Source organism: Vibrio sp. 10N, from assembly GCF_036245475.1.
GTDB lineage: Bacteria > Pseudomonadota > Gammaproteobacteria > Enterobacterales > Vibrionaceae > Vibrio.
The window spans coordinates 2,175,712-2,198,860 of record NZ_BTPM01000001.1; the positions used below are offsets into that span (position 1 = coordinate 2,175,712).

Annotated in this window: 20 protein-coding genes and 1 tRNA gene; 3 read left to right on the plus strand and 18 right to left on the minus strand. The window is 46.6% G+C overall.

What is annotated here, in order from left to right; translation table 11 throughout:
* The first annotated feature begins 7 nt into the window (after positions 1-7).
* Positions 8-967 (plus strand): isopenicillin N synthase family dioxygenase, encoded by a 960-nt coding sequence (locus AAA946_RS10135; protein WP_338164757.1) that lies wholly within the window; start codon positions 8-10, stop codon positions 965-967.
* Positions 968-1,073: 106 nt separating this feature from the next.
* Here AAA946_RS10135 and AAA946_RS10140 read toward each other — a convergent pair whose 3' ends face one another.
* On the minus strand, positions 1,074-2,777 hold the full coding sequence (locus tag AAA946_RS10140; RefSeq protein ID WP_338164758.1) for a class I SAM-dependent methyltransferase: 1,704 nt from the start codon (positions 2,775-2,777) through the stop codon (positions 1,074-1,076).
* Between the two features lie 139 nt (positions 2,778-2,916).
* Positions 2,917-6,057: a DUF3427 domain-containing protein gene (locus AAA946_RS10145; RefSeq protein ID WP_338164759.1), complete on the minus strand. Its 3,141-nt coding sequence runs from the start codon at positions 6,055-6,057 to the stop codon at positions 2,917-2,919.
* A 350-nt stretch (positions 6,058-6,407) separates the two neighbouring features.
* Here AAA946_RS10145 and AAA946_RS10150 point away from each other — a divergent pair, with 350 nt between their 5' ends.
* Positions 6,408-7,853: a hypothetical protein gene (locus AAA946_RS10150; RefSeq protein WP_338164760.1), complete on the plus strand. Its 1,446-nt coding sequence runs from the start codon at positions 6,408-6,410 to the stop codon at positions 7,851-7,853.
* 233 nt (positions 7,854-8,086) lie between these two features.
* Here the strand turns inward: AAA946_RS10150 and AAA946_RS10155 are convergent.
* From AAA946_RS10155 to AAA946_RS10165, 3 genes are all read right to left on the minus strand, one after another.
* Positions 8,087-8,174 (minus strand) — tRNA-Ser (locus AAA946_RS10155).
* A 145-nt stretch (positions 8,175-8,319) separates the two neighbouring features.
* Positions 8,320-8,769: an L-alanine exporter AlaE gene (locus AAA946_RS10160; protein WP_338164761.1), complete on the minus strand. Its 450-nt coding sequence runs from the start codon at positions 8,767-8,769 to the stop codon at positions 8,320-8,322.
* A 383-nt stretch (positions 8,770-9,152) separates the two neighbouring features.
* Positions 9,153-11,396, minus strand: coding sequence for an ATP-binding protein (locus tag AAA946_RS10165; RefSeq protein WP_445206074.1), 2,244 nt, complete (start codon positions 11,394-11,396; stop codon positions 9,153-9,155).
* Between the two features lie 153 nt (positions 11,397-11,549).
* Here AAA946_RS10165 and AAA946_RS10170 point away from each other — a divergent pair, with 153 nt between their 5' ends.
* Entirely contained in the window at positions 11,550-12,119 is a 570-nt protein-coding gene (locus tag AAA946_RS10170) for a UPF0149 family protein (protein WP_338164762.1), read from the plus strand.
* Between the two features lie 115 nt (positions 12,120-12,234).
* On the opposite strand, the gene AAA946_RS10175 is transcribed toward AAA946_RS10170, so the two are convergent.
* The 13 genes from AAA946_RS10175 to cydX form a co-directional block, all read right to left on the minus strand.
* Positions 12,235-13,221: a hypothetical protein gene (locus tag AAA946_RS10175; RefSeq protein WP_338164763.1), complete on the minus strand. Its 987-nt coding sequence runs from the start codon at positions 13,219-13,221 to the stop codon at positions 12,235-12,237.
* 92 nt (positions 13,222-13,313) lie between these two features.
* Complete coding sequence (locus tag AAA946_RS10180; protein ID WP_338164764.1) at positions 13,314-14,612, minus strand: BamA/TamA family outer membrane protein; 1,299 nt, start codon at positions 14,610-14,612, stop codon at positions 13,314-13,316.
* Positions 14,613-14,777: 165 nt separating this feature from the next.
* Entirely contained in the window at positions 14,778-15,767 is a 990-nt protein-coding gene (locus AAA946_RS10185; RefSeq protein WP_445206102.1) for a potassium channel family protein, read from the minus strand.
* A gap of 133 nt (positions 15,768-15,900) precedes the next feature.
* Positions 15,901-16,962 (minus strand): quinolinate synthase NadA, encoded by a 1,062-nt coding sequence (nadA, locus tag AAA946_RS10190; RefSeq protein WP_338164766.1) that lies wholly within the window; start codon positions 16,960-16,962, stop codon positions 15,901-15,903.
* 225 nt (positions 16,963-17,187) lie between these two features.
* Entirely contained in the window at positions 17,188-17,973 is a 786-nt protein-coding gene (gene ybgF, locus AAA946_RS10195) for a tol-pal system protein YbgF (RefSeq protein WP_338164767.1), read from the minus strand.
* A gap of 86 nt (positions 17,974-18,059) precedes the next feature.
* Positions 18,060-18,587 carry a peptidoglycan-associated lipoprotein Pal gene (pal, locus tag AAA946_RS10200; protein WP_338164768.1) on the minus strand — a complete coding sequence of 176 codons (528 nt, stop codon included), beginning with the start codon at positions 18,585-18,587 and terminating at the stop codon, positions 18,060-18,062.
* Between the two features lie 31 nt (positions 18,588-18,618).
* Complete coding sequence (gene tolB, locus AAA946_RS10205) at positions 18,619-19,947, minus strand: Tol-Pal system beta propeller repeat protein TolB (RefSeq protein WP_445206103.1); 1,329 nt, start codon at positions 19,945-19,947, stop codon at positions 18,619-18,621.
* A gap of 34 nt (positions 19,948-19,981) precedes the next feature.
* Positions 19,982-21,007 carry a cell envelope integrity protein TolA gene (gene tolA / locus AAA946_RS10210; protein ID WP_338164770.1) on the minus strand — a complete coding sequence of 342 codons (1,026 nt, stop codon included), beginning with the start codon at positions 21,005-21,007 and terminating at the stop codon, positions 19,982-19,984.
* 13 nt (positions 21,008-21,020) lie between these two features.
* The gene (gene tolR / locus AAA946_RS10215; RefSeq protein ID WP_338164771.1) at positions 21,021-21,464 is read right to left on the minus strand and encodes a protein TolR; all 444 of its coding nucleotides are present in this window, start codon (positions 21,462-21,464) and stop codon (positions 21,021-21,023) included.
* Positions 21,464-22,150 (minus strand): protein TolQ, encoded by a 687-nt coding sequence (gene tolQ / locus AAA946_RS10220; protein ID WP_338164772.1) that lies wholly within the window; start codon positions 22,148-22,150, stop codon positions 21,464-21,466. Before tolQ ends, tolR begins: the two co-directional genes overlap by 1 nt.
* A complete protein-coding gene (gene ybgC / locus AAA946_RS10225; protein WP_042501935.1) occupies positions 22,140-22,559 on the minus strand; it encodes a tol-pal system-associated acyl-CoA thioesterase in 420 nt (139 codons plus the stop codon). Before ybgC ends, tolQ begins: the two co-directional genes overlap by 11 nt.
* A gap of 185 nt (positions 22,560-22,744) precedes the next feature.
* On the minus strand, positions 22,745-23,047 hold the full coding sequence (ybgE, locus tag AAA946_RS10230) for a cyd operon protein YbgE (RefSeq protein WP_338164773.1): 303 nt from the start codon (positions 23,045-23,047) through the stop codon (positions 22,745-22,747).
* A complete protein-coding gene (gene cydX / locus AAA946_RS10235) occupies positions 23,040-23,147 on the minus strand; it encodes a cytochrome bd-I oxidase subunit CydX (RefSeq protein WP_006075291.1) in 108 nt (35 codons plus the stop codon). The genes ybgE and cydX overlap by 8 nt, the downstream gene beginning before the upstream one ends.
* Between the last annotated feature and the right edge of the window lie 2 nt (positions 23,148-23,149).

Sequence of the window (23,149 nt, forward strand, 5' to 3'; positions counted from 1 at the left end):
CGACTCTATGAATGCAAGCTTACCCATTATCGATATATCCACACTCTCCGGCTCTGACCCCAAACAATGGCAGGAGGTCATCACGACAATCGATAACGCCTGCCGTGATAAAGGCTTTTTCTATGTGGTGGGACATGGCATCCCCGCCGAGCAATTTACCAAAGTCCAAGCCATAGCCGATGCGTTTTTTGCTTTGGACCAAAATGAAAAACAACAAATCAATATTAAACAGTCTGCCAACCATCGTGGTTGGGGCCAGGTGAACGCCGAACAGCTCGACCCGTCTGGCCCTCAGGATTTTAAAGAGACGTTTGATATGGCGCTCGATTTAAGTGAGCATCACCCCCAGGTGGCGCGATGCCCTCAGCTGTACGGCCCTAACCAGTACCCCAACCTCGAGGGGTTCATACAAGTCATGCAGCAGCACTATGACCTCACTCTGCAAGTCGCCCTTAAGATACTTAAAGCGATGGCACTGGCCCTTAATCAACCGGAAGACTTTTTCACTCAATATTTCAACTGCCCTATCAGTGTGCTTCGTCTGATCCACTACCCGCCTCAGGCCCAAAACAGCAATGGGGCTGGCGCACACACCGACTATGGCTGCATTACCCTGCTGTATCAGGACAATATTGGTGGATTACAAGTACAGGACGTAAATGGCACCTGGCTGGATGCGCCGCCCGTTGCCAATAGCTTTGTGGTTAATATTGGTGATCTAATGCAGCGCTGGACCAATAACCGCTACAAATCCACGCCGCACAGAGTGGTCAGCCCAACCGACAACATTACGCGGTTCTCAATGCCGTTCTTTGTCGAACCGGATTTTGATACCCCAGTCACCACGTTGGACTCATGTTTATCACCCGGTGAAGAATCCCGTTATCCCACTATCACAGCAGGAGATTGGATTTTGTCGAGGTTCTCGGAGACTTATGAGTATCGGAGTGTGAGGGAAGCAGGATAAAGAATAGATTAATAAGCCGCCCCTAAGATATAGGGGCGATAACGTAAAAGGTGGATAAATGCAGGAGTAAATAGGCGCATTGGTTTCAACAAACGCTTCAGCCAATCTACCACTCAGCAATCAATAACCGGCTCTTCAAGCCACGAATCTGCAACCCCATAGCTTCAAACACTTCTTCGAAATCTTGGCAATGAACGGGAAGATTAGGCAGAGACAGCGAGGCTTCAGTAAAAAATCGCCGTGTATCATGCTCCTGCTCTCCCCAAGCAAGGTTCCACCACTCTATGATTCGATGTTTAGACTCCGCAAGCCTATGCTTACTCGGTAGTCGATCATTCTTGCTTGTATTCTCTTTTTCAGTAGCAGGCATCAAATTCCACATATCGTTGTTCGGCCAGTATGCAAAAGGTAAACAGTGATCTACGTGAAACGCCTTTCTCAATTTGGTATTGCTCCAAACACTCGAAACTCGTTGCTTGCTTTGTTGCAACTCACTAACTCTTTTTCGTACTTCTCGCGTGTCACGATCTTTATCTAACCAAACCAAGCAATTGTGGTAGGTTTGCAGCGAAATTTCATTTTTTCTATTCAATTCAAAACGCTGCATTTGCATCACCCATTGATTCACTACAAGTGGCTCAATCCATGCGTTATAGATTCTAAAGCACTCCCAAAGGCTCTGTTTGAGGGTAAAAAAACCATAGCTTTCGAAGAAATCCGTATTCAAATAAACAGTATCTTGGGACCTACGCCTTTTCGCAGAAGCGACTGTAGAAAACTCACGCTCCTTTTCGTGACTAGAGCCTGTGGTAATGAATTTTATTGGCCCTTCTTTCATCGTTTTGATGGTCGACTGAATGGCTTTTTGCAGAGCTTTTGCATCATCACCAAAGAATATGTTGCCTACTGCAAGATCGTCTGCGGACAGGTGTTTAAGCTTGTTCCAACCATCATCAGTAACAAAGCCTAACCCTTTGTTGGGGTCACTACTTTGTTGAAGCTTTCCATAGTCGATAAGTCGCTTGTATGCTTTGATCCAATATAATGCTACGAGTCCTAATGGAATGGCAACTTCCCCATCCGTATGATCACTCACGCACCCTGGGTGTGCATCCGCGATTCTCAACAACACCCTGAGCAGCGCCAGTTTATAGGTGGCACTTTTGCTGTCATTTACAATGATATGGCGTACTTTGTTGAGGTCTCCCGAACCGTCATCAGGTAGACTGAGAACCACCGTCTGCCAGCTCACTTGCTCACGATTTAAAGAATCATCTGAATCACTAATATCTTTTACGAGCAAAGCCGTATCTTTGGCATACTTTTCTATCTCCGTCACCGAAACAGGAAAGCTAACACGATCATCAGCGAACGAACCATGACGCAATGTAATAACCAGCCTACCATTTGGTGCAAGTAGGTTAGACAATTTGCGAAATGCCCTGCTTCGCTGGCCTGGAGCGATATGCATCCAAACCGCGCTGACTAGGATAAGGTCAAAACGAATCCCAAGACTTTGCACATTTTTGAGGCCAGGTAACTCATCCTGTAACCATGTCACTTCATCTCCGGTATTAACCTTCCCAATATCCATCATTGCTTGCGACGGCTCCAGCGCAAAGACTTCCATTCCCTGCTCCGCCATCCACCTCGCATCACGCCCAGACGCCGCGCCAACATCTAACACCATATCGCCCTGAATCGGCCAATACGGCTTCCACGACGCATGCACATCCTCAAACTTTACTGAGTTGTATTGTGCCGCCAAGGAGTCTGCGTTTTTATCGTAAAAAGAGCGAGTTATGGACATCTTTCTAACCTGCTATTGATTTGATTCAATAGTATATGGCTTGGTTGCATAATGCTAGAACGGGCTTTGTGGCAAGTAATACCACAGTGCATGCGATTGTCGCGGCCACGTAACTCACCTAATGCCAATGTCAACTCAACTACCCCACTGCCAACTTAGCCGCTTGTTGCCACATAAAGTGCGGTACTGGCTCTTTTAACTGCCAAGTAATACTCATCGGCTGTGAACCCGTGTGTGACACATACTCTACTTCGCCGTAATTCACAAAACCCATAGTACGGCCGTATTCATCTTTGGTTTGTTCACGCACAAATAAAAACAGACGCTTACCAATGTATTGATGTTGGATGTATTCCAAACCACGCCCCTTGTCTGGGCGTGCACTATTTTGCGACTGCCAGTGAAAAAGATGTTCGTTAATCGCGTAATCGTGGTACATGGTGGTTGGTGAAAATTGCTTTTCATTTTTGTCTAAGGTGACAAACATCAGTTCAATATTCTGCTCTTTCAGCACAAATACACCTTCGCGAGCTGGCGGTTGGCGCTCAAACGTGGTCGCACCAAACGCAACCAATATTTGTTCACGTGCATAGCGAGCATGCAGCCTTAATGAAACCTCAGGTAAAGCATGCATTGGCGGCTGTTCATGCTTGGTCTGTGCTAGTTGCCAATTTACAACATCCAATAACTCTGCTTTTAATTCACTAGAATTTAGTTTCGCTAAGCTCTGTTCTATGGAATCGAATCCAGATTCAGGCCCCGTTTTCTGCCAGAAATCATAATGACACATCAAAGCATGGCGGTGACTCAAATCATCTACTGCAAAGTTGCTATGGCAAAGCTGCTTTAAGAAACTTAAATAGGCATGATCATCACAGGTCAAAATTCGATTATGGATAACCTTTTTAAGCATCATAAGGAGATTTTCATCAAGCGTATTTTTGTTGATTTCTTCTTTGGCTTGCTGAACCAGCTGCGACCAACTCCCTCGCTTATAAAGTTCATTCAAGTCGATATGAGGATTTAGGGTTAGGAAATTCGACAGCGTTAGTGGCAGTGACGAATACTGTGGATACTGGCGGATCATTGCAACTAAACGCCTTAGGGTTAACGAAGCTTGGCGGATATTGCTGAGTACCATTTCTTGAGTGCGCTTACTCAACTCAATGCGACAACCGAGAGGCGCGTGTGGAAATCCTTGCTTTATCTCTTCACTGATCGCTCGATGACTTTTACCCACTAACGCTCTAAGTTTATTTGCAAAATCATATTCAGGACGCGAGTTGCCAACAAAATCCAACACAGTACAGCACTCCTTACCATCAGCCAAACGTAAGCCGCGGCCAAGCTGTTGCAAGAAAATAGTTAAGCTTTCTGTCGGCCGCAAAAACAATAACGTGTCCACTTCCGGAATATCGACACCTTCGTTGAAGATATCAACCACACATAACACGTTAATGCTACCAGTGCGAATGGCTTGCTGCTTTTGTTGCCTCTCGTGGGAGTTATCGCTAGTCAACACATCCGCTTTAATGCCTTTCAATAGAAGCTGTTGTGTCATGTACAGCGCATGTTCTTTGCTCACACAGAAGGCCAATGCTTTCATTTTGTCTGTATCGGTGATGATCTCCTGCATACTCAGCAAAATCTTGTCCAAGCGGACTTGGTTGTGGGTGTAAAGATTGGTCAACTGAGCTATATCGTAACGCCCACGACTCCACGCAATTTTGCGAAGGTCTGTATCATCATCAATACCAAAATACTGAAATGGGCAAAGGTGACGACGATTAATCGCTTCCGGCAAACGGATCTCAGCGGCAATCACACCACCAAAATCCGCTAGAATATCCCCACCATCATGGCGCTCTGGTGTTGCGGTAAGGCCAAGTAATATGGCAGGGGAAAAATGCTCTAGTAGTGCGCGGTAGCTTATCGCGGCAATATGGTGCACCTCATCAATCACAATGTAGTCATAATAGTCAGCGGTTAGGTTAAGCTGATCTAAATGATTGTTCAGTGTTTGGATAGAAACAAACAACTGTCGATAGTGCTCAGGCGTATTACCTCCAACCCATAGTTCGCCAAAAGTGCCATTACGCAATACGCCGCGATACGCGGCCCTGGCTTGCTTCAAAATTTCTTCTCGGTGCGCGACAAACAGAAACTTAGCTTGTGGCTTCTCTTTTAAAAAGCGCGCAAAGTCAAAGGCTGAGATAAGGGTTTTGCCAGTACCTGTTGCCGCAACAACCAAATTACGAAATCGCTGGTGAATACTTCGCTCAACTGCAAGTTGCTCTAGGATTTCACTTTGATGAGGAAAAGGCGAAATATCAAAAAAATGGGTTGAACTGGTCTCGTAATCCCCCCGCTGCTGGCTCAACGATTTTTTGAGTTTTTCGCTGCTCTTTGCATCCCCACTAAAGTGTTCGAATTCGTTGGATGCCCAATAGGTTTCAAAGGTACTCAATGACTTATTGATGATGTGTGGGATTTCTTGCGAGGTAATTTTTAAATTCCACTCTAAACCGTTGGTTAACGCTGAATGGGAAAGATTGGAAGATCCGATATATCCGGTGTGGTAGCCGGTATTTCGCAAAAATAGGTAACTCTTTGCATGTAAACGTTCGCGCTCAGTGTTGTAACTCAGCTTCACTTCGGTATTAGGTAAACTCGCCAAATACTCAACCGCTTTAGAGTCAGTCGCCCCCATATAAGAGGTGGTAATAATTTTTAGCTCGCGGCCGCTAGACGTAAATTCCTCTAACTCTTTACGAAAAATTCGTATCCCTGCCCACTTAATAAAGGATACCAACCAGTAGATTTTATCCGCAGACAAGATCTCTCGCTTTAGTTCAGATTCAAGCGACAATCCAGCATTACTGCCACAAAACAGCTCGCTTTGACTTAGTCCGGTTAAAGGAAAAATTTCGTTAATATAATTTTTTAAATCGGCTGAGACGGGATTCTCTAATTCGTATAGCGCGGTAAGAATTTTGCCTTGGCTGACGAGTAAATTATCTTCGATAAAATCCTCATCTTGAATTTGCTCTTTTAACCACAGTAACAATTGGTTGGATAAAGCAATTTGATGTTGTAGGCGGTCATCACTCACAGGCACAGCCCCAATGGCATACTCAAGTATGTGTGCTAGAAAACGAGATAACCAACTTGATGCTTCACTGCTATTGAGCTCACGTTCACCCACATAGAAGCGCTCTCGGTCAATTCGACTATCAATAAGCTGTGTTACTAGCTGCTCATAAATTCCAACCTGCCGCATTTTATCTCCTTTATCCCAATGGATTGCCCCAAAACAGCCAAAGATTGCAATGACAACGCTTAGCCAATCAAATGACTATACGCTTATACATAAGCCAAACAGCTTATCAACTGCTGGTAACCTCGCAAGTTTTTTTCCGACACGTTGCCTTATAAGTCAGACAGTTACTCAAGTAGATGACCCTAAAATGAAGATTCATTGTACCGAGTTCTTTATCTGTCATCTTAAGTTTGAGCAAAAAAAGTAATAAAAGAGTAATTACTCAACAAAGCTCACAGCATGTATGGATACATGTTAATTATCATAGCGCTCGACTTGGCTAGCATAAGCATTAAAACGGTACTGTCAGAATGAATAATAGAAATAAACTTATAATCACAACATCTCTATCGATCGCAGTTGCTGCGTGCGGCGGAGGTGGTGGTTCTACCAGCGACTCACCAGCGTCTGCAACTCTAAAGGGCACGGCTATTGATGGTTACCTGACTGGGGCCACTGTATTCTTAGACGTCAACTTTGATGGCAAACTGAATAACGGAGAACCAAGAGTTATCACTGGTGAAGATGGCTCATGGGAACTGCTAACAAGTGGAACATACGCTGAATGCTCAGAATATGTTCCGTTGGTCGTTAATGTGCCTGTGGGTGCTACTGACTCTGATTATGGCGAAGTAACAGATGCATATCAGATGACCTATCCACCAGCCTTTGCCATTGCTTCGGATCAGGAAATCAAGAACACCACGCCTTTGACGACCGTTGTTTGGGGCACGATTCAAAAAGAACTTCATGCAGAAGGTGAAAAGCTCACCTGTGACAACATAAAGGCCAGTTATGACGTTCGTGAGCGAATAAAAGATCGTTTAAGTGAGCAGGAATTTCGCGTAGCCCAACGCTACAACGTGACCGTTGATGAGCTATACGGTGACTATGTTAAATCAGGAGATACAAACCTTCATGCCATCGCAGCGGCGTTAGTCCCGTCGATGAAAGCGTCTTATGCCGATACCGTAGCGATTGAAGCAGATAACCCAAATGCCATTGCAGCATGGGTTGAGTACTTTAATGGCGATTGGGATGAGCGTGGTCATTTCGCTGAAGGTTGGTACAAACAGACATACCTGAACCTGGGTGATGCTGAGGGGTGGTCAACCACAACCGAGGCGGTATCAGACAATCTCAGAACCGTGTTAAATACCATCGAGTACAACTCTGGCTATCGTATTGATTTAGAAGATATCACTTACGAGTGGAGTATTTCTTTCAATGACAACGAGTCAACCAACGATTGCTCTGCAATGGAGTGGATTGAGCAAACCTCCGCTAGGGCCTATGGGGTTCTCAACGTGTTTAGTTCAAGCGCTACCGAAGCCGATAATTGTATCAATGAAGACTGGTCAGCGCTTGCTGGCACGGTAAAACAGCAATTAACTACGCGAGTGCAAACCGCCAATAGCAACGCGACCTCACAACACTTCTTTGCCAGCACAACAGAAACCGGTCTAGGCCATCTTGTCATGGTTAACCCAAACTCTGTAGGCGCCAGTGAATTTGATGCCGTCAACTTCATCAGTACAGATTTTAATAACACTAATGACTATGGTGCCTATTCATGGGGGCGTATCTTGGCAGAGTACGAGCCAACCGCTGAACTGGCCCAACGTACCACATCTCACAACAAGGCAGGCCATTGGTCTCGCACTCTGACATACACGAACGGCACTTATGCTGAGCAGTGTTCTTACGACGCAGGGGCGAATTGGACAGCTAAAACGGGTGACTCTTGCGAGCCGTAATTTAGACATTGACAAGTAGACAAAAGGTGCTCACGTGAGCACCTTTTTTGTATCAAAGGCAGTCATTCTAATCTTCTAGCTACCACGTTAACGCGCTATCAGATTACGAAATATTTTAAGGTAGTCACTCGCTTTAGAAGATCCTCATTTGCATGAGGATGACGGCATTTTTTTGTTTTTGTTCAGGTAAATACAACGAAAAAGCCCCAGCATTTCTGCTGGGGCTTAGAATGTGGCGGTGAGTGAGAGATTCGAACTCTCGATACGTTGCCGTATACACACTTTCCAGGCGTGCTCCTTCAGCCACTCGGACAACTCACCGTATTTTGATTTGGTTAGCGCTCTTGGCTAACGGGGTGGTAATTTAATGATTCCGTCCCGCTTGGTCAACCCTAAAAGGGAAAAAAGGTGCGCTTTTTTAATTGTTTGCTTACTTTGTGATTAATTCGATCAAATGATCGGCAAATCATACGCTTTGGTAGTAGCCTGGTACGCGGAACCAACGGCGACATAAGTCTAGGAAGTAGCCGTATAGAACGCCCATTCCGCAAGATACAACAGCATTACTCGACACGGCCGTGATGATTTGGTCTGTTGATGCGCCTACAGTAAACAAAATCGCTGCGTAGACTGGCGATTGGAATGCGACATACGCTATCAAGTCCGAGAACGCTTTCATGCCACCTGAAGTGGAGACTTTCGCACCTTGGCGCAGTGCCCAGTCACGAAATACACCGTATGGCCATGCAATGGCAATGTTCACTGGGATCGACAACAAGCGTGACGCCAATGATTGCTCAAAGGTCATGCCAGAGACAAGCACTTCAATCAACATACCAGATACAAAACAGAACACGACCATCGCAAAGGTGTCGGCAGCCGCGTTACGAATACAGAAAGGAGCTTTCGGTTTCACTTACAATCTCACAGGACAATAAACTAACATAAAGTTGAATAGCAACCCATATGACTGGATATATACATTCATCCAGATTACGCCGCTATTAAATCACCATTTAACTAGTTTTACCTGCCGTATTTTTAACTCCAAGGTAAATTTATCACCAATTTCGGCATTCAAAGTAGTGGAACTCGCTATTTGTTGTAGTTTTATTACATCTATTACGCTAAACCCCTATCCGTCAGCAGGTTATCGATTTAATTTTGTAGGTTAATAACAGATTCAAGGGCGATAGAAGCTAGGTTTGCTAGCGACTATCCGTGGTTAGCTCGGGGGTGAGTGCGAGAGAGGCGCTTTATGGTAATTCCGTTACCCTGCAAGGTACCAGAACATGAAGATTATTTGGAAACGCCTAGCGAAGTGACATTGCTGTCTTTACGGCCGCTGAACTGAAACAGTTTATTGGCGAACTGGTACAGCGCATCGTCGAGAATGCGCTCATCAATCGGTTTTCCGACAATAAAGTCTGCCCCCGCGCCCATCATACGTTCGCGGGTCTCTTTGAAGACGTCGGCAGTACAACCGAAGATAAGGGTGTCTTTTTCTCGGCCTGGCATGTTACGAATGCCTGCGATAGCTTCCACCCCATCCATAACGGGCATGTGGTTATCCATTAAAATCAGGTCGTAACTTTGTGTGGCGACTGCTTGCAGCGCTTCTTCGCCATTGACCACAGAATAAGTAATAAAGCCTTTTCGCTTCATGAAGGTTTCAATAATGATGGTATTGGTACGGTTGTCTTCCACAATCAGTGCTTTAAGGCCGCGATAATCAAGGTTGAGCTCAATTTGCACGTCCAGTGGTTTAGGTTTGCAGCTGGCCAGTCGCACCGTCACTTCAAATTCGGACCCCATGCCTTCTTGGCTCGTCAGCTTGATGTCGCCCCCCATGACAAGGGCGATCTCTTTAACAATCGCCAGCCCTAAGCCAGTACCACCAAAACGGCGAGTGGTGCTCGACTCAGCTTGTTCAAAAGGCTTGAAGATACGAGCCTGCGCTTCTGGAGGAATGCCAATACCGGTATCTTTCACACGAATGGTTAATGTGTTTCTCTCGGCACCAATTTGTTCAGACAGGTACACTTCTATTGTGCCTTGTGAGGTGAATTTCACGGCGTTATTGAGCAGGTTAAACAAAATCTGGCGCAAGCGCGCTTTGTCGCCTTGATACCAACGCTCGTCCTCGACATCGGAATAGACACTAAACTTCAACCCTTTCTCGTTACATAAGGTGTGATACACACTATGCATACTGCCGATAATAGAGTTCAATGGGAACGGGTGGCTATCGAGCTCGATGTGGCCCTGTTCAATTTTGGAGTAGTCGAGAATTTCATTCAGCAGCGACATCATGTGATCGCCAGAGTCATAAAGTGTCTTAAGGTGCTTTCTTTGCTCTACCGAGAGATCGGTTTTAAGTAGAATCTGTGCCGTGCCGAGTACACCATTCATCGGGGTGCGGATCTCGTGTGAGAGTGTGGCTAGGAACGCGGTTTTAGCTTTGGTAGAGGCTTGCGCCTTCATGCGTTCTTGATCTAGGTAGACCGTTTTTTGATTAAAACTGTCGATAAGATAGCGGATCTCATCTGGACTGCGATAGTTGATATCTATGCTGCCGCTGTGGCGTGACTCGTCGACTTCTTTGGCGATCACCGCGATCGGTTTGATCAGGTACTGATTGATGAGGTAGTAGCCAAACATCAAACAAAGCAGCATCACAGGGACAATACCTAACTCAACACTCTTTACAATGTCCGACACTTCATCGGCCACCTGCCTTCTGGCATTAACCACTTCTAGGCTCCAGTTGAAGTCTCCAAAGCTCTGTTGGCTAATGTAAATGTCGCGTTCGATACGAAAGTTGTGCTCTGTGATCACTTGCTGGTTGGCATCGCGCACAATCGCACCGAGATCGTGTTCTCTGGCTTTGTTTTTCACAAATCCGATCAAGTTTTCCAGTGAGAGATCCACGGTCGCCACCCCAGCAAACTGGCCATTAATGTAATAAGGTGTTGATGCAGTGATCATCTGTACGTGGGTATAAGGGTCAACATAGACTTCTGACCAGCTAATGGTGTTGCTAGGGGTATCTTTTACCGAGGTATACCACGGCTCGATGTGATAACCGGCAGTTTGAGGGTTATTCCAGAGGTCAATCTTGTCGACTTCACCGCTGCTGGTGCGGTTATAGAACAGACTGGAGAGCTTTTCATTCGGGTCAATCGAATACGGCTCGGGCCAGATGCCGCCACTAACGGCAATCCCATCATTCAGCTTAAAGACTTGGCATAGTGCTCTATCCAGAGATTCGCGGTCGTCAATGGTCTCCCCCATTGCGGCGATACTTTTTAACACGCCTAGGGAGTTAAGTAGCGGCGCTGAGATCTCAGCGGCGAGGAACTCACTTCGAATATCAAGGTTCTGTTCAAGCTTGGCACGAACTGGCGATTCCACCACCCAATAGGTGATGCTACCAAAAATGGCGATAAACAGTGCCAAGTAAACCGCAAGGGCAATGATGCTCTTTTTTTTCAGCGACTCTTTGATAACCGATTTTTGCAAAGCCATAGCGGGAGAAGACATCCTTTCTTCGTGTTATATGAACTGTCTCTGAGCCAAGTAGCCGGATTGGCTCGTTTGTTAAGTATAGGCTCGGTGACTTAGCTATAGGTAATTGCTGCCTAGCTTGTTACTATACTCAAGATATTCTTAATTCAGCCCTAACGGTAAAGCATTTTGGAACTAAAAGACATACTTTCCCTTCCTGAGCTAGAAGGAAAACTACTCAATAACGCGCAAACACAAGGCTTTGTGACTTCTATGGCATCGGCTCCACACACCTTGCCACCAGAAGAATGGCTACCGTTTTTGTGGGGCGGTGAAGAAGTCGCGCCGTTTACTTCTGGCGAGCAGCTAGAAAGCTATGCACAAGCAGTCATCACACTTTGGAATCAATACCGTCCTGCCCTTTTGGATGGCGAATGGCAGTGGCCTGAAGGCTGTGGTCTGGATGAAGAAGAGATCGTCACTCAAGAAACGAAGGATTTCTGTGAAGGCGTGTTGCAAGGCTGGCAGCTAGCCCGTGACGATTGGGAAACGTTAATGCCTGAGCAAAGCGAAGACAATGCCCTGCTTGGTGGTGTATTGCTTTCTCTGAGCATGCTTTATGATCCAGAAACTTCTATAGCGACACTGCAAGCACAAGGTATTGAAGGTCTTGAACAGTTCAATGAGATCTTTGCAGCGATGCCTGTGATGCTTTGCGGCATTACTCAAAAAGGCGCGGTATTGGCCGAGCAGCTGTAAGCGCGCTTTCACCCTTATTTTGCATTCGCAGATCTTTATCATTAGGGCTGCTACCAAGATTGGTAGCAGCCCTTTTTCGCCGACGTTGTTATTATTTGTTTACCATCGAAATGGTCTAAAATCGATAGCCCATAGACACTATCAACTGGTTCCAGTTTAAGAAACTGTACTCCGCCATCAGGTTCCACTCTTTCTGGTAGCCGAAGTCATATACCGCGGCAAGAGACAGGTTGGATGTGTGTTTACTTTTTAAATCAACATCAAACTGTAACTCATTCGCCAACACCCCAAGATCAGACAAACTACCGGTAATATTCTGTTCGATACTTTGATACTGATAACCCACCAACAGTGCAAGCTTGCCATAAGGCACGTCATAACGTTGACCCACACGAACTGCAGCAATCTTGGTTAAGATGGTGCTGTCTGTCGTAGTGGTCCAAGAGTTAGTCACTGCCCCTGCAACCGTTACGATGATTGGATTAATGCCTTTTGCGACATCAAACTGTGTGGCTAGCACAGAGCCTAGACCTAAATTGTAGGCTTCGTACTCAAGGTTGAGTGGCAACGTAGCCGGAATAGGAAATGCAGTATCGCCCATCTGTGCATTTGAAAGATCCGCCAAAATCTCTTTGGTACCCTTTGTATACCCTGCTAAGCCATAGACATTTAAAAATGGGAAGACCCATGCGTCTAGGCGTAACTGAATACTCTTGTCCTGCCCTGTAATGCGAACATCTTCTGCTGGAATGCTGTACTGCTGGCTGCACTCCATTCCAGGCGAACGCTTGCATTCACTTAGAGGTCCGTGTCCAAGACCACCCAAGATGCCACCCACTGCGTTAACGTGAAAATCATCCGTAGCCACATACTCGACATCCTGAGTGTTCATATAAATGCCAAAACCAACCGGAATGGGCAACTCATAGCCTAACTCTCGAACTTGTTCGCCCCAAATAGGCAACCCGCTCCAATGTGCTTGATTCTTCTCACGCTCAACTTGCTGAATTAACTCACTGTCCGTGCCGTATTCTGCTGAATATACCGGACTACACACCATTTGTAGTAGTAACACCGCCCCAAGGCTAATAACTGTTCTCAAACCTCGTTACCTATTTATTTGCTATCTAATGTAAGTGCTTTTGAGTGACCGAAGTCACCGACCACTCAGAGTAATAAAGCGTATAAGGAGAGTTAAAACGCTTCGGTAAAGTTGAAATAAAATGCTGCGCCGTGTCTGCCCATACCAAGGTCGAGGCGAATGTTCATTCTTGGCTGCAGTTCGTAGCGATAACCCACACCGTATGACAAAATCGCATGACCGGAGAGATCGTCAACCGAGTCCCCCACCGACCCTACACCCGCCCAAGCCGTCATGCCATGGTTTGACAACACGCCGGAGCTGCGACGAAAGGTGTGACGATATTCTGTGGTGACTTCGGCGGTGACTTTGTCTCGGTACTGCCCTTGGTAATAACCACGCATCGAATTTGCACCGCCAATTTCTGGCATATCGTAATAAGGCGTGTCACCGAAGGATTGTTGATAGCGTGCGAGCACGGCCAATACGCGTCCTTCAACAAAGCTGTGGAATGTTCGATACTCCATATCAAGCTTTTGATACTCCGCCTGGCTACCCAGAGCTTCGCTGAACATCAAAATCTCGGTACGAAATAGGGAGCCATGCCAAGGGTTGACGGCCACATCACGGCTATCGTACTGGACACTGCCGCCTAAGCCCCAAGTAAATGGCTTGTCTTTAAAGGTATTAAAGTTGTCATCCAATAATGCTGCCGCGGGCTCACTCGTTGGGCTGAAATAGTTGATCTTTAGTGCAGGGCCCACAAACCAGTTGCCTGACATTCGGAAAATCAAATTGCCTTTGTAGTTGTTTACCGTCGCTTTGTATTGCGTTACCTCACCAAACTCGAAGTCCTGAGCCGCATCGTAACCGATCCCCCAGTAGTGCTTTCCCTGAGTCCCTGCATTCCAATTGCCTTTAAACTGAATATCGTTGTTGTTCCAATACAGGTCATGGTTAGCGCGGACACCATAGCCAATCTCCGAATCGACGTAGTTACCGATGACAAACGCAGACACGCTCGAGCGCTGCAATGCGTCTTGAGAGCGATCTGTCTTGAATGAATACAACCCGCCAACCGCAACCAGTAAGCCCTGCTCTGGCGTATAAGCAGGGCCGCCTAAAAAGCTGAACATTGGCAGGCCATTGGCTTCTTGATAGTACTTCTTGGCGTACTTAAGATCGTCGATTGCTTTTTTATCTCGGGTTGGTTGCTCTTTCAGCGAATCTATGGCGTTTTCATACTCTTTAACGCGAGCATTGGCTTGGTCTAGATCGGGTTCGTATTGCATCGCTTCTTTCTTTACAGGAAGCGTTGTGTGTGGACTGGATACAGACGTAGTGGATGCAAGCACCGGAGTGCTGGAGAAAACCGCAGCGACAAGATAAAACGACAGCAGACTAACGCGCATAGCAGGGTTACCTTAAAAAATGAATGAACGTTCATTCACAATTATTATAAAACGCGCGCATAATATACAGAACAGACAACTGTATCAATAAATATTTATGAACCTAACGACAATTAACATCGATGGTAGGAATACTTTACTTACACAAAGGGCTCTGGCGGTGCTTTATGACTCTTCCCAGCGAAACGTATCAATACGTTCATCGGCAATGTAAAACAATTTCGCGCCAGGTTTCAGCTCAAGTTCCAACTCAGGATTTAACACGATGCCAGACCCATCATCGACCGCGATCAACGTGGCCTGATAGTCTGCCTTCATCCATTGGAACAGCGTATTCACCTGTGTCGGTTTGGCGGAAGATGGGTACGTCACGGAGTACTGGGTCATGCCTCGTGTGGAACTTAGCAGTTCCTGATGCAAAGCACTTGAGCCCGGATCCACAGCGGCCTTAGCCAGCATTTCAGCGCCCACAGCAGGAATACACTCAGAATTTGGGCAGTGCTGGTGAAGCAAATCGCTGAGTGCTTCGTCTTTAAAATAAACCAGCAGATGCGCGTCTGGGTTGCGGTTAGCGCAATATAACGCTGCAGAGAGGGTAATATCGTCTTCTGGGTTATCAATAAGAATGCAGCTGGCTGATTCGATGTTGGTCTTTTCCATCTCACGGCCGTCTGTGTAACTGTTGACCTTAACGAAGGAGATTTCTCCCGGCAGTGGGTTTTCAATGTCGGAACGGCTGCACAAGACAATCGGCCTGCGTCCGGTTTCTTCGTGTTGTAGCATGCGAATCAAGTGAATCGTTCGTTGTCCATTCCAGCCTAACATCAAAATATGGTTATCCACTCTTACCTTCCTTTTTCCTAACTGACCTGCACGCCACGATTCCAAACCTAACGCCGCCATTCTGCCAAGCAAGGCGGCAAACAACATTAATCCACCAGGGATCACAAACAAAATGGCAACCCAGCGTCCAGCTTCTGTGCTTGGAGAGAGATCACCATAGCCTACCGTCGATGCGGTCACGACGATAAAGTAAATGAACTGAGAGATTGGCGTTGTTAGCTCTGTCTCACCACTGAGCGACAATAGTCCCCAAGAGGCGACAACGTAAATGAGCAGCGCTGTCATCAAAGTTCGAAATTTGAGTTCAAACAAATGGCTGTGTAACCACTTGCGAAGCTGGATCCAAATAACCACGTGATTCCTTGTGAGCTTTTTGTAATAAGCATATACGAAAAAACCAGTCCGAAGACTGGTTTTTAGTTATTAATGTGAATGAATCAGCGAGTTACGCGTTACCTTTCACTTTAATTTGTAGCTGCTCAGCAAAATCAAGCATGCGGTTTAGCGGGATCAGTGATTTCACGCGAAGTGCTTCATCAACGAAGATTTCGTGCTCTTCACCGCCGTCGCTTAGCGCTTTCTCAATCGCTTTCAGGCCGTTCATCGCCATCCAAGGACAGTGTGCACAGCTGCGACATGTCGCACCGTTACCTGCGGTTGGTGCTTCGATGAGCTCTTTCTCCGGCACTAGCTGTTGCATCTTAAAGAAGATGCCTTTGTCAGTGGCCACGATTAGCTGCTTATTTGGTAGCTCTTTCGCTGCTTTGATAAGTTGGCTGGTTGAGCCTACGGCGTCAGCGAGATCGACAACGCTTGCTGGTGATTCTGGGTGCACCAAAATCGCCGCATCTGGGTAAACTGACTTCATGTCTTTCAGAGCTTTTGATGAGAACTCGTCGTGAACGATACACTCACCTTGCCACAGTAGCATGTCGGCACCGGTTTGGTTCGCGATGTACGAACCTAGGTGGCGGTCTGGGCCCCAGATAATTGGCTTATCGTCCGCATCGAGATGCTCAACGATTTCTAGCGCGATACTAGAGGTGACAACCCAATCAGCACGTGCTTTAACCGCAGCTGATGTGTTGGCATAAACCACGACAGTGTGGTCTGGGTGCGCGTCACAGAATTCTGAGAACTTGTCGGCCGGACAGCCAAGGTCAAGCGAGCACTCTGCTTCCAGTGTTGGCATTAGGATGCGCTTTTCTGGCGTTAGGATCTTCGCGGATTCGCCCATAAAGCGAACACCAGCAATGATCAGCGTTGATGCGTCGTGACGGTTACCAAATTTCGCCATTTCTAGCGAGTCACCCACAAATCCACCGGTCTCTTCTGCAAGAGCTTGGATCTCTGGATCGGTGTAATAGTGCGCAATCAGAACCGCGTCTTTTTGTTTTAATAGCGATTTGATGCTTGCGATGTATTGCTGCTTCTCGTCATCAGATAACGGAACAGGCTTAGGGGGAAACGGATATACCGTATCAATTGAGTCTAAGATGTGGCTCATAGCGGTTGCTCTATGCTACTTCCAAATAGTCCGAGCATTGTACACGGATATTATTGATAGAACAAAGGCAGTGGGGTAGGAATCGACCAAAGTTGAATAGAAAGTGGCCTGAACAGGCTGTGGAGGAGATAGTTTGGGGTTTTAGGGCGTCGCCCCTGCGCAGACTCGCGTCTAATTAAAGCGTATTGGAGGCTAAGCAATATCGCCTAGCCCCACAAAATCCATTTACTTCAAGTTTGATTTGGCTACCTTAGCAGAAGAACTACCAGGGTATTCGCTGATCACTTGCTCGTAGTATTTCTTCGCTTCATCCGCTTTGTTGCCGCGTTTGGCAATGTCCCCCAACTTCACTAAAGCGTCCGCTCGTTTGTTGGATTTTGCAAAACCAAGCACTGCCTTAAAGCTTTTCTCTGCTTCTGCGTCTTGGCGCTTAGCAAAATAAAGCTGTCCCAACCAGTAATGGCTGTTTGGCATGAAGGTCGATTCTGGGAAATCAGTCTGGAACTGTTTGAAGGCTTCAATCGCGCCTGTGTAGTCGCGTTTTTTCAAAATCAGGTCGACGGCATTTTGATAGGCAGTTTGCTCATCAACATTGGTCGTGAACTTGCCTTCTGGTTTCGCCTTATCGGCGGCAACCGGCACTGCGACTGCCGCAGCATTGGTTTGAGAGCGAAGCTTGTCGATCTCAATAAACAGTTCGCGTTGACGCTGAAGCATTTGCTCCATGTCATAAGTATTGCGTTCTAGCTGACCGCGAAGAGTGGCAATTTCTTGCGTCATTTCATCGAGCTGCTGCTGCATTTGCAGTTGTACTCGGTTGCGGTTTTGCAATAGGCGCTCTAGGCGCTGAACGTCGGTTTCGTTAGCAGCAGATGCCGCCGTAATACTGGCAGCGGTTGCCGAAGAAGATGTTGCGCTCAAGTCGGTAACCGGTGCTTTCGCAGCAAGCGCTGAGCTTGCCATTCCGGCTAGTAACGTAAGCGTAACAACGCGCTTAGTGTTACTTTTCATAAAGGTAGGATCCTTAACTGCCGAGCCCTAAAACGACAATGTTGCAGCGCGAACGCTGCAACATGTTCAATCTTGGGCAGATTGGATTAGTAAACTAGTACTGCGCGACGGTTTTTCGCGTACACGTCTTCAGATTGACCTAGTACTAGTGGTTTCTCTTCACCGTAGCTAACGATAGAGATTTGGTCTGCTTGTACACCAAGAGCTTGGATGTACTTAGCAACCGCTTGTGCACGACGCTCGCCTAGTGCGATGTTGTACTCAGGTGTACCGCGCTCATCAGCGTGACCTTCGATAGTCACTTTTAGTGATGCGTCTTTGCTTAGGTATGCTGCGTGTGCTGCAAGCATATCTTCGTAATCACCAGCGATAGTAGAGTTGTCGAATGCAAAGTAAATCGTTTGGTTTTCACGAAGTGCTTTTTCTTTTAGCTCTTGCTCAGTTAGCTGTGCATTCTCATCAATTGGTGTAGCAACAGTTGTTGTTTCTTGTTGCGTTTGGTTGTTCGTCTCTGCACCTGTTGATGACGCAGCGTCGTCGCTTGAGCTACACGCCGTCATTGCAAGAACTGGCAGTGCGATTAGCAACCCCTTAAAAACTTTGTTTAATTGCATTGTTATTTCCTTAACCTAAAAAATTTAATTGCTATAAAAACGGTGACCATGCAGGCGCTCTAACACGCCCGTTTGTTGCCGGTAATCTAGCCTTAAATCGTCCATCGATGGAAACCATAGAAAGGACGTTAGCTTTGTTATAGATGGAACTGTATATCACCATGCCACCATTTGGTGCGATGCTTGGTGATTCATCGAGCAGTGTTTTGGTGAGGATCTGCACCGAACCGGTTTCAAGATCTTGCTTCGCAAGGTTGAATCCAGAATTGGAGCGATTCACCATCACGAGGTAACGACCATCAGGGGTGATCTGCCCGCCGAGGTTTTGGCTACCCTGCCACGTGATACGTTTGGTTTTGCCATCAGACAAATTTACTTCATAAATCTGAGGGTTACCACCCCTATCCGAGGTAAAAATAAGTGAATTACCGTCCGGTTTCCAGAACGGTTCTGTATTATTTGATCGGCCACGGGTAATTTGACGCAATTTTCTGGTTTCCAGATTTAGCGTATATACATGCAGTTGCCCAGTCTTCGACAAGGTGATTGCGAGAGACTTCCCATCCGGAGAGAATCTTGGCGCACCATTGTGACGAGGGAATGACGTTACCTTCTCACGTTTACCTGTGTAGATATTCATGATGAAGATTTCTGCTTGGCCATTTTGGAAACTAACGTACGCTAGCTGCTTACCGTCTGGCGACCAAGCTGGCGACATCAATGGCTGTTTAGAGCGCAGAACCAGTTTTTCATTGTAACCGTCGTAATCAGCAATACGCATTTGGTATGGGTACGCGTCTTTGTCGTTAACGACCACGTAAGCGATACGAGTTAGGAACGCGCCGCGCTCGCTCGTTAGCTCTTCGTAGACAAGATCAGAAATGCGGTGGGCATATTCACGAAGACGTTGGCCAGGCACCGTCGCTTTCTTCTTAAACAGAATATGGTCGTTAGACAATACCAACTGACCATCATCGCTCAATGCTTTCGACTGACCACCGGTGAGCTGGCCACGAACCACGTCAACGAGCTGATAGCTCACTTCGTAATTGCCTTCGGCATTTTTAACGATAGTACCAGTTAACAGCGAATCAACGCCAAGGCCAGTCCACGCTTCAAAATTAATTGCCGATGCATCATAAGGCGTTTGCGGCATTTTGCTGGTCGCAACCGGGCTAAATTTACCACTGCGCTGCAAGTCAGAGGCAATCACTGCCGACACGTCATGCGGCAATTTGCCCTCGCCTTCCCATTTGAAAGGCACGATGGCGATCGGTCTTGCTGAGTCGATACCATCGGTGATAACAAGTTCTAATGCGGCGTTGGCAGTTTGAGTAGCAAAACTCATGACCATCGCCATTCCTAGTAATATTCGCTTAATCACAGGTTTTTCCTTATAACTGTGGCTTATACGTCAAATTAATGTTCTTTAACTGAGCATTAACTTCAGGAAATTCTGAAAGGGGAAATGAACGAACCTGTGAAATGGCACTCTTGGTGGCATTACACAAGCGAGCATCGCCCTCTAATACTTTTACTGCCCCGGCAATCGCACCGCTGCCTGCTGGAATAAGTTGCAGGTTTACACGACACTCTTTTCCGCGAAAACTGGAATCGGTAAGAATGTGCTGCTGAATCAGCTGCTTGTAGATCTCACCCATTTTCGCGAGCTCGATATCGACCTGACTGGAACGAGCCGCGGAGTTACTCGCGGCTTCACTTTCTAGTCCTGAAAAAATATCGTTCAGCGCGGCCTCTTGCTCTTTGCGCTCACGCTCTAATTGCTCAAGACGCTCTTTTTCGATACGCGCCTTTTCGGCGGCTTCCGCCGCGGCTTTCTCTTTCGCGATACGTTCTTGCTCAGCACGCTCTGCGGCCTCGCGTTCACGTTTCGCTTTTTCTTGTGCTTCTTTCACAGCACGTTCTTTTTCTAAACGTTCCTGCTCTGCTTTGGCAATCGCTGCCTCTTCAGCAATGCGTTTTTTCTCTGCGATGCGAATCGCTTCTTCTTTCGCTTTACGCTCAGCCTCGGCTTTTTCAGCGCGCTCTTTTTCGACCTTGCGACGCTTTTCTGCTTCGCGAGCGGCTTGAGCGTCTTTCGCTTGCTGCTCTTTCAGCTTGCGAATTCGCTCTTCCTCGGCTTTGCGATTACGCTCGAGCTGTTCACTTTCACGACGCAATTTATCGAGACGGTCTTGCTCTTTTTTAGCCGCGGTTTCACGCTGCTTGCGGATTTCTGCCGCTTGCTGGCGAACGCGTGCTGGATCAATCACCACCGCTTGCACCATTCCAGTTGGCTCCGCTTTATCCATATTAAAGTCGGTGCCCCACAGTAATGCGGCGACAAGCAATGCATGAGCAAACAAAGAGATCGCTATTGGCTTTCCGTAGCTGTTTTTATTGTGCTTATTGCTTTTCATACGGCTGCGACAACTATTCCCTTAAGTCCGTGAGTAGGCCAACTTTTGGAATTCCAGCTTGGCTCAATTCATCTAACAGTAACACGACTTCTGCGTATGGCGTGGAGGCATCGCCCCCTACTGCAACCGGTGAGTTAGGGTTAATAGACAGTTCAGCTTTGACACGTACGATGATATCTTGCAGGCTCAAACCACGCTTTACGTCTTCGTTGTTTACGCTTAGCCCTAAGTTTCCGTCACGGTCCACTTCGACAATAATGAAGCTGGCACTGTTATCCCCTGCTAACTCAGAAGCAGGTTTGGCTGTGGATGTTTTTGGCAGTTCTACGTCCACACCCTGTGTAACAAAAGGCGACGTCACCATGAAAATAATAAGCAACACAAGCATAACGTCGATATAAGGTACGACGTTAATTTCACAGGTTAGCTTGCGTTTTTTCGGTTGGTAGCCAGCCATTATTGCTCCCTAGCGGCCATCGCTTGACGGTGCAAAATGCTGTGGAACTCTTCAGAGAAAGTGGCGTAGTTGTGCTCTAGCTTGCTCACTTTGTTGCTAAGACGGTTAAACGCCATAACTGCTGGAATAGCCGCAAATAGACCCATCGCTGTTGCAATCAACGCTTCTGCGATACCTGGCGCTACCATGGCAAGCGTGGCTTGTTTTACTTCACCCAGCGCGATAAACGCATGCATGATGCCCCAAACGGTACCAAACAGCCCAATGTAAGGACTGATAGAACCCACGGTCGCTAAGAATGGCAAATTGGTCTCTAGATCTTCCACTTCACGGGAAACAGCAACGCGCATTGAACGACCCGTGCCTTCCATGATGAAAGCTGGCGAGTCGGCGTTCGATTTACGAAGGCGCAAAAACTCGGTAAAACCAGAGTAAAAAATTTCTTCTGTACCAGAGAGCTCATCTTTACGCTTTTTCACATCTTGGTAGATATGAGAAAGATCGGCGCCTGACCAAAAACGGTCTTCAAACGTCTCAGACTCTTTGGTGGCCTCTTTTAGCACTTTACTGCGCTTGATGATCATCGCCCAAGATACGACTGACATGCCCATCAAAATCAGCATTACCAATTGAACGAGTAGACTTGCCTCGAGTATGAGGTCTACAAATGAAATATCAGCCGTCACTGTGTTTTAACTCCACTAAGATAGACGAAGGAATGGCCTTCGGCTTCATTTTAACATTATCTATACACGCCACTTTAACCAGTGCTTTCGCTATTGTCACACCTTGTTGGTCGACAATTTCTTGAGCAAAAGTCAGCGACGCTTTTTTAAATTCTTCAATATAGGTTTTTACGGTGAGCTGGTCATCCAAGCGCGCACCACGGATAAAGTCGATATCCATATGACGAACCACAAAGCCGGTGTGCTCTTCTAGCAACACACGCTGATTAACACCTTTACTCCTGAGTAGCTCGGTGCGGGCACGTTCAAAAAAATTGAGGTAGTTCGAGTGGTAAACGACACCTCCCGCGTCCGTGTCCTCGTAATAGACGGTCACAGGAAATTCGAAATACGATGATAACTGAGACAAACTGATCACTTCCTAAATAAAACTACGCATTAATATAACGCAACTCATTGTGATTGTTATAAGTGCTGACAAGAATTTTTGATTAAAGTGCCAAAATTTACACTTAATTGATGAAGATATTAGCGATTACTCGCTTTTCATTGTTTCAAAAAGTAAAAAACCCGAGCAATGGCTCGGGTTTGTTATCAGAAAACGTACATTAACGTTAAGTAACTCAGCACAGTTAGTGACAAGTAGGGACTAAACACCAGTTGCCATAGCCAAAACCTTGGTTTGAAGCCGATGCCATAGACCATACTCGAACAGAGAGACAGTACGAACGCCAGTCCTAACCATGGGGCAAAGCCACCAATCGCTGCATCGTAGTCCTCTGGACTCCACATAAATAGGCCTGCGTTAGCAAAACCAAGCACCAGGGATAAGGCGCGCAGTAGCACCTTATCCATTGGTTTGTGGAGCTGCTCTAACTGTTGGTTAAGCTTACTCACTGTCTTCGTCCATCATCTCACTGTGTTCAAGCCACAGTGCATTGATGATACCGAACGCACAAGCCAAAAGAACACCTAAAATCCAAGCGAAATACCACATGT

Coding starts and splice junctions, on each gene's coding strand:
- cydX (WP_006075291.1), bottom strand. CDS start 23,147: ATGTGGTATTTCGCTTGGATTTTAGGTGTTCTTTTGGCTTGTGCGTTC.
- tolR (WP_338164771.1), bottom strand. CDS start 21,464: ATGGCTGGCTACCAACCGAAAAAACGCAAGCTAACCTGTGAAATTAAC.
- pal (WP_338164768.1), bottom strand. CDS start 18,587: ATGCAATTAAACAAAGTTTTTAAGGGGTTGCTAATCGCACTGCCAGTT.
- AAA946_RS10180 (WP_338164764.1), bottom strand. CDS start 14,612: ATGCGCGTTAGTCTGCTGTCGTTTTATCTTGTCGCTGCGGTTTTCTCC.
- AAA946_RS10145 (WP_338164759.1), bottom strand. CDS start 6,057: ATGCGGCAGGTTGGAATTTATGAGCAGCTAGTAACACAGCTTATTGAT.
- ybgF (WP_338164767.1), bottom strand. CDS start 17,973: ATGAAAAGTAACACTAAGCGCGTTGTTACGCTTACGTTACTAGCCGGA.
- tolB (WP_445206103.1), bottom strand. CDS start 19,947: ATGGCGATGGTCATGAGTTTTGCTACTCAAACTGCCAACGCCGCATTA.
- AAA946_RS10165 (WP_445206074.1), bottom strand. CDS start 11,396: ATGTCTTCTCCCGCTATGGCTTTGCAAAAATCGGTTATCAAAGAGTCG.
- tolA (WP_338164770.1), bottom strand. CDS start 21,007: ATGAAAAGCAATAAGCACAATAAAAACAGCTACGGAAAGCCAATAGCG.
- nadA (WP_338164766.1), bottom strand. CDS start 16,962: ATGAGCCACATCTTAGACTCAATTGATACGGTATATCCGTTTCCCCCT.
- AAA946_RS10150 (WP_338164760.1), top strand. CDS start 6,408: ATGAATAATAGAAATAAACTTATAATCACAACATCTCTATCGATCGCA.
- AAA946_RS10135 (WP_338164757.1), top strand. CDS start 8: ATGAATGCAAGCTTACCCATTATCGATATATCCACACTCTCCGGCTCT.
- AAA946_RS10140 (WP_338164758.1), bottom strand. CDS start 2,777: ATGTCCATAACTCGCTCTTTTTACGATAAAAACGCAGACTCCTTGGCG.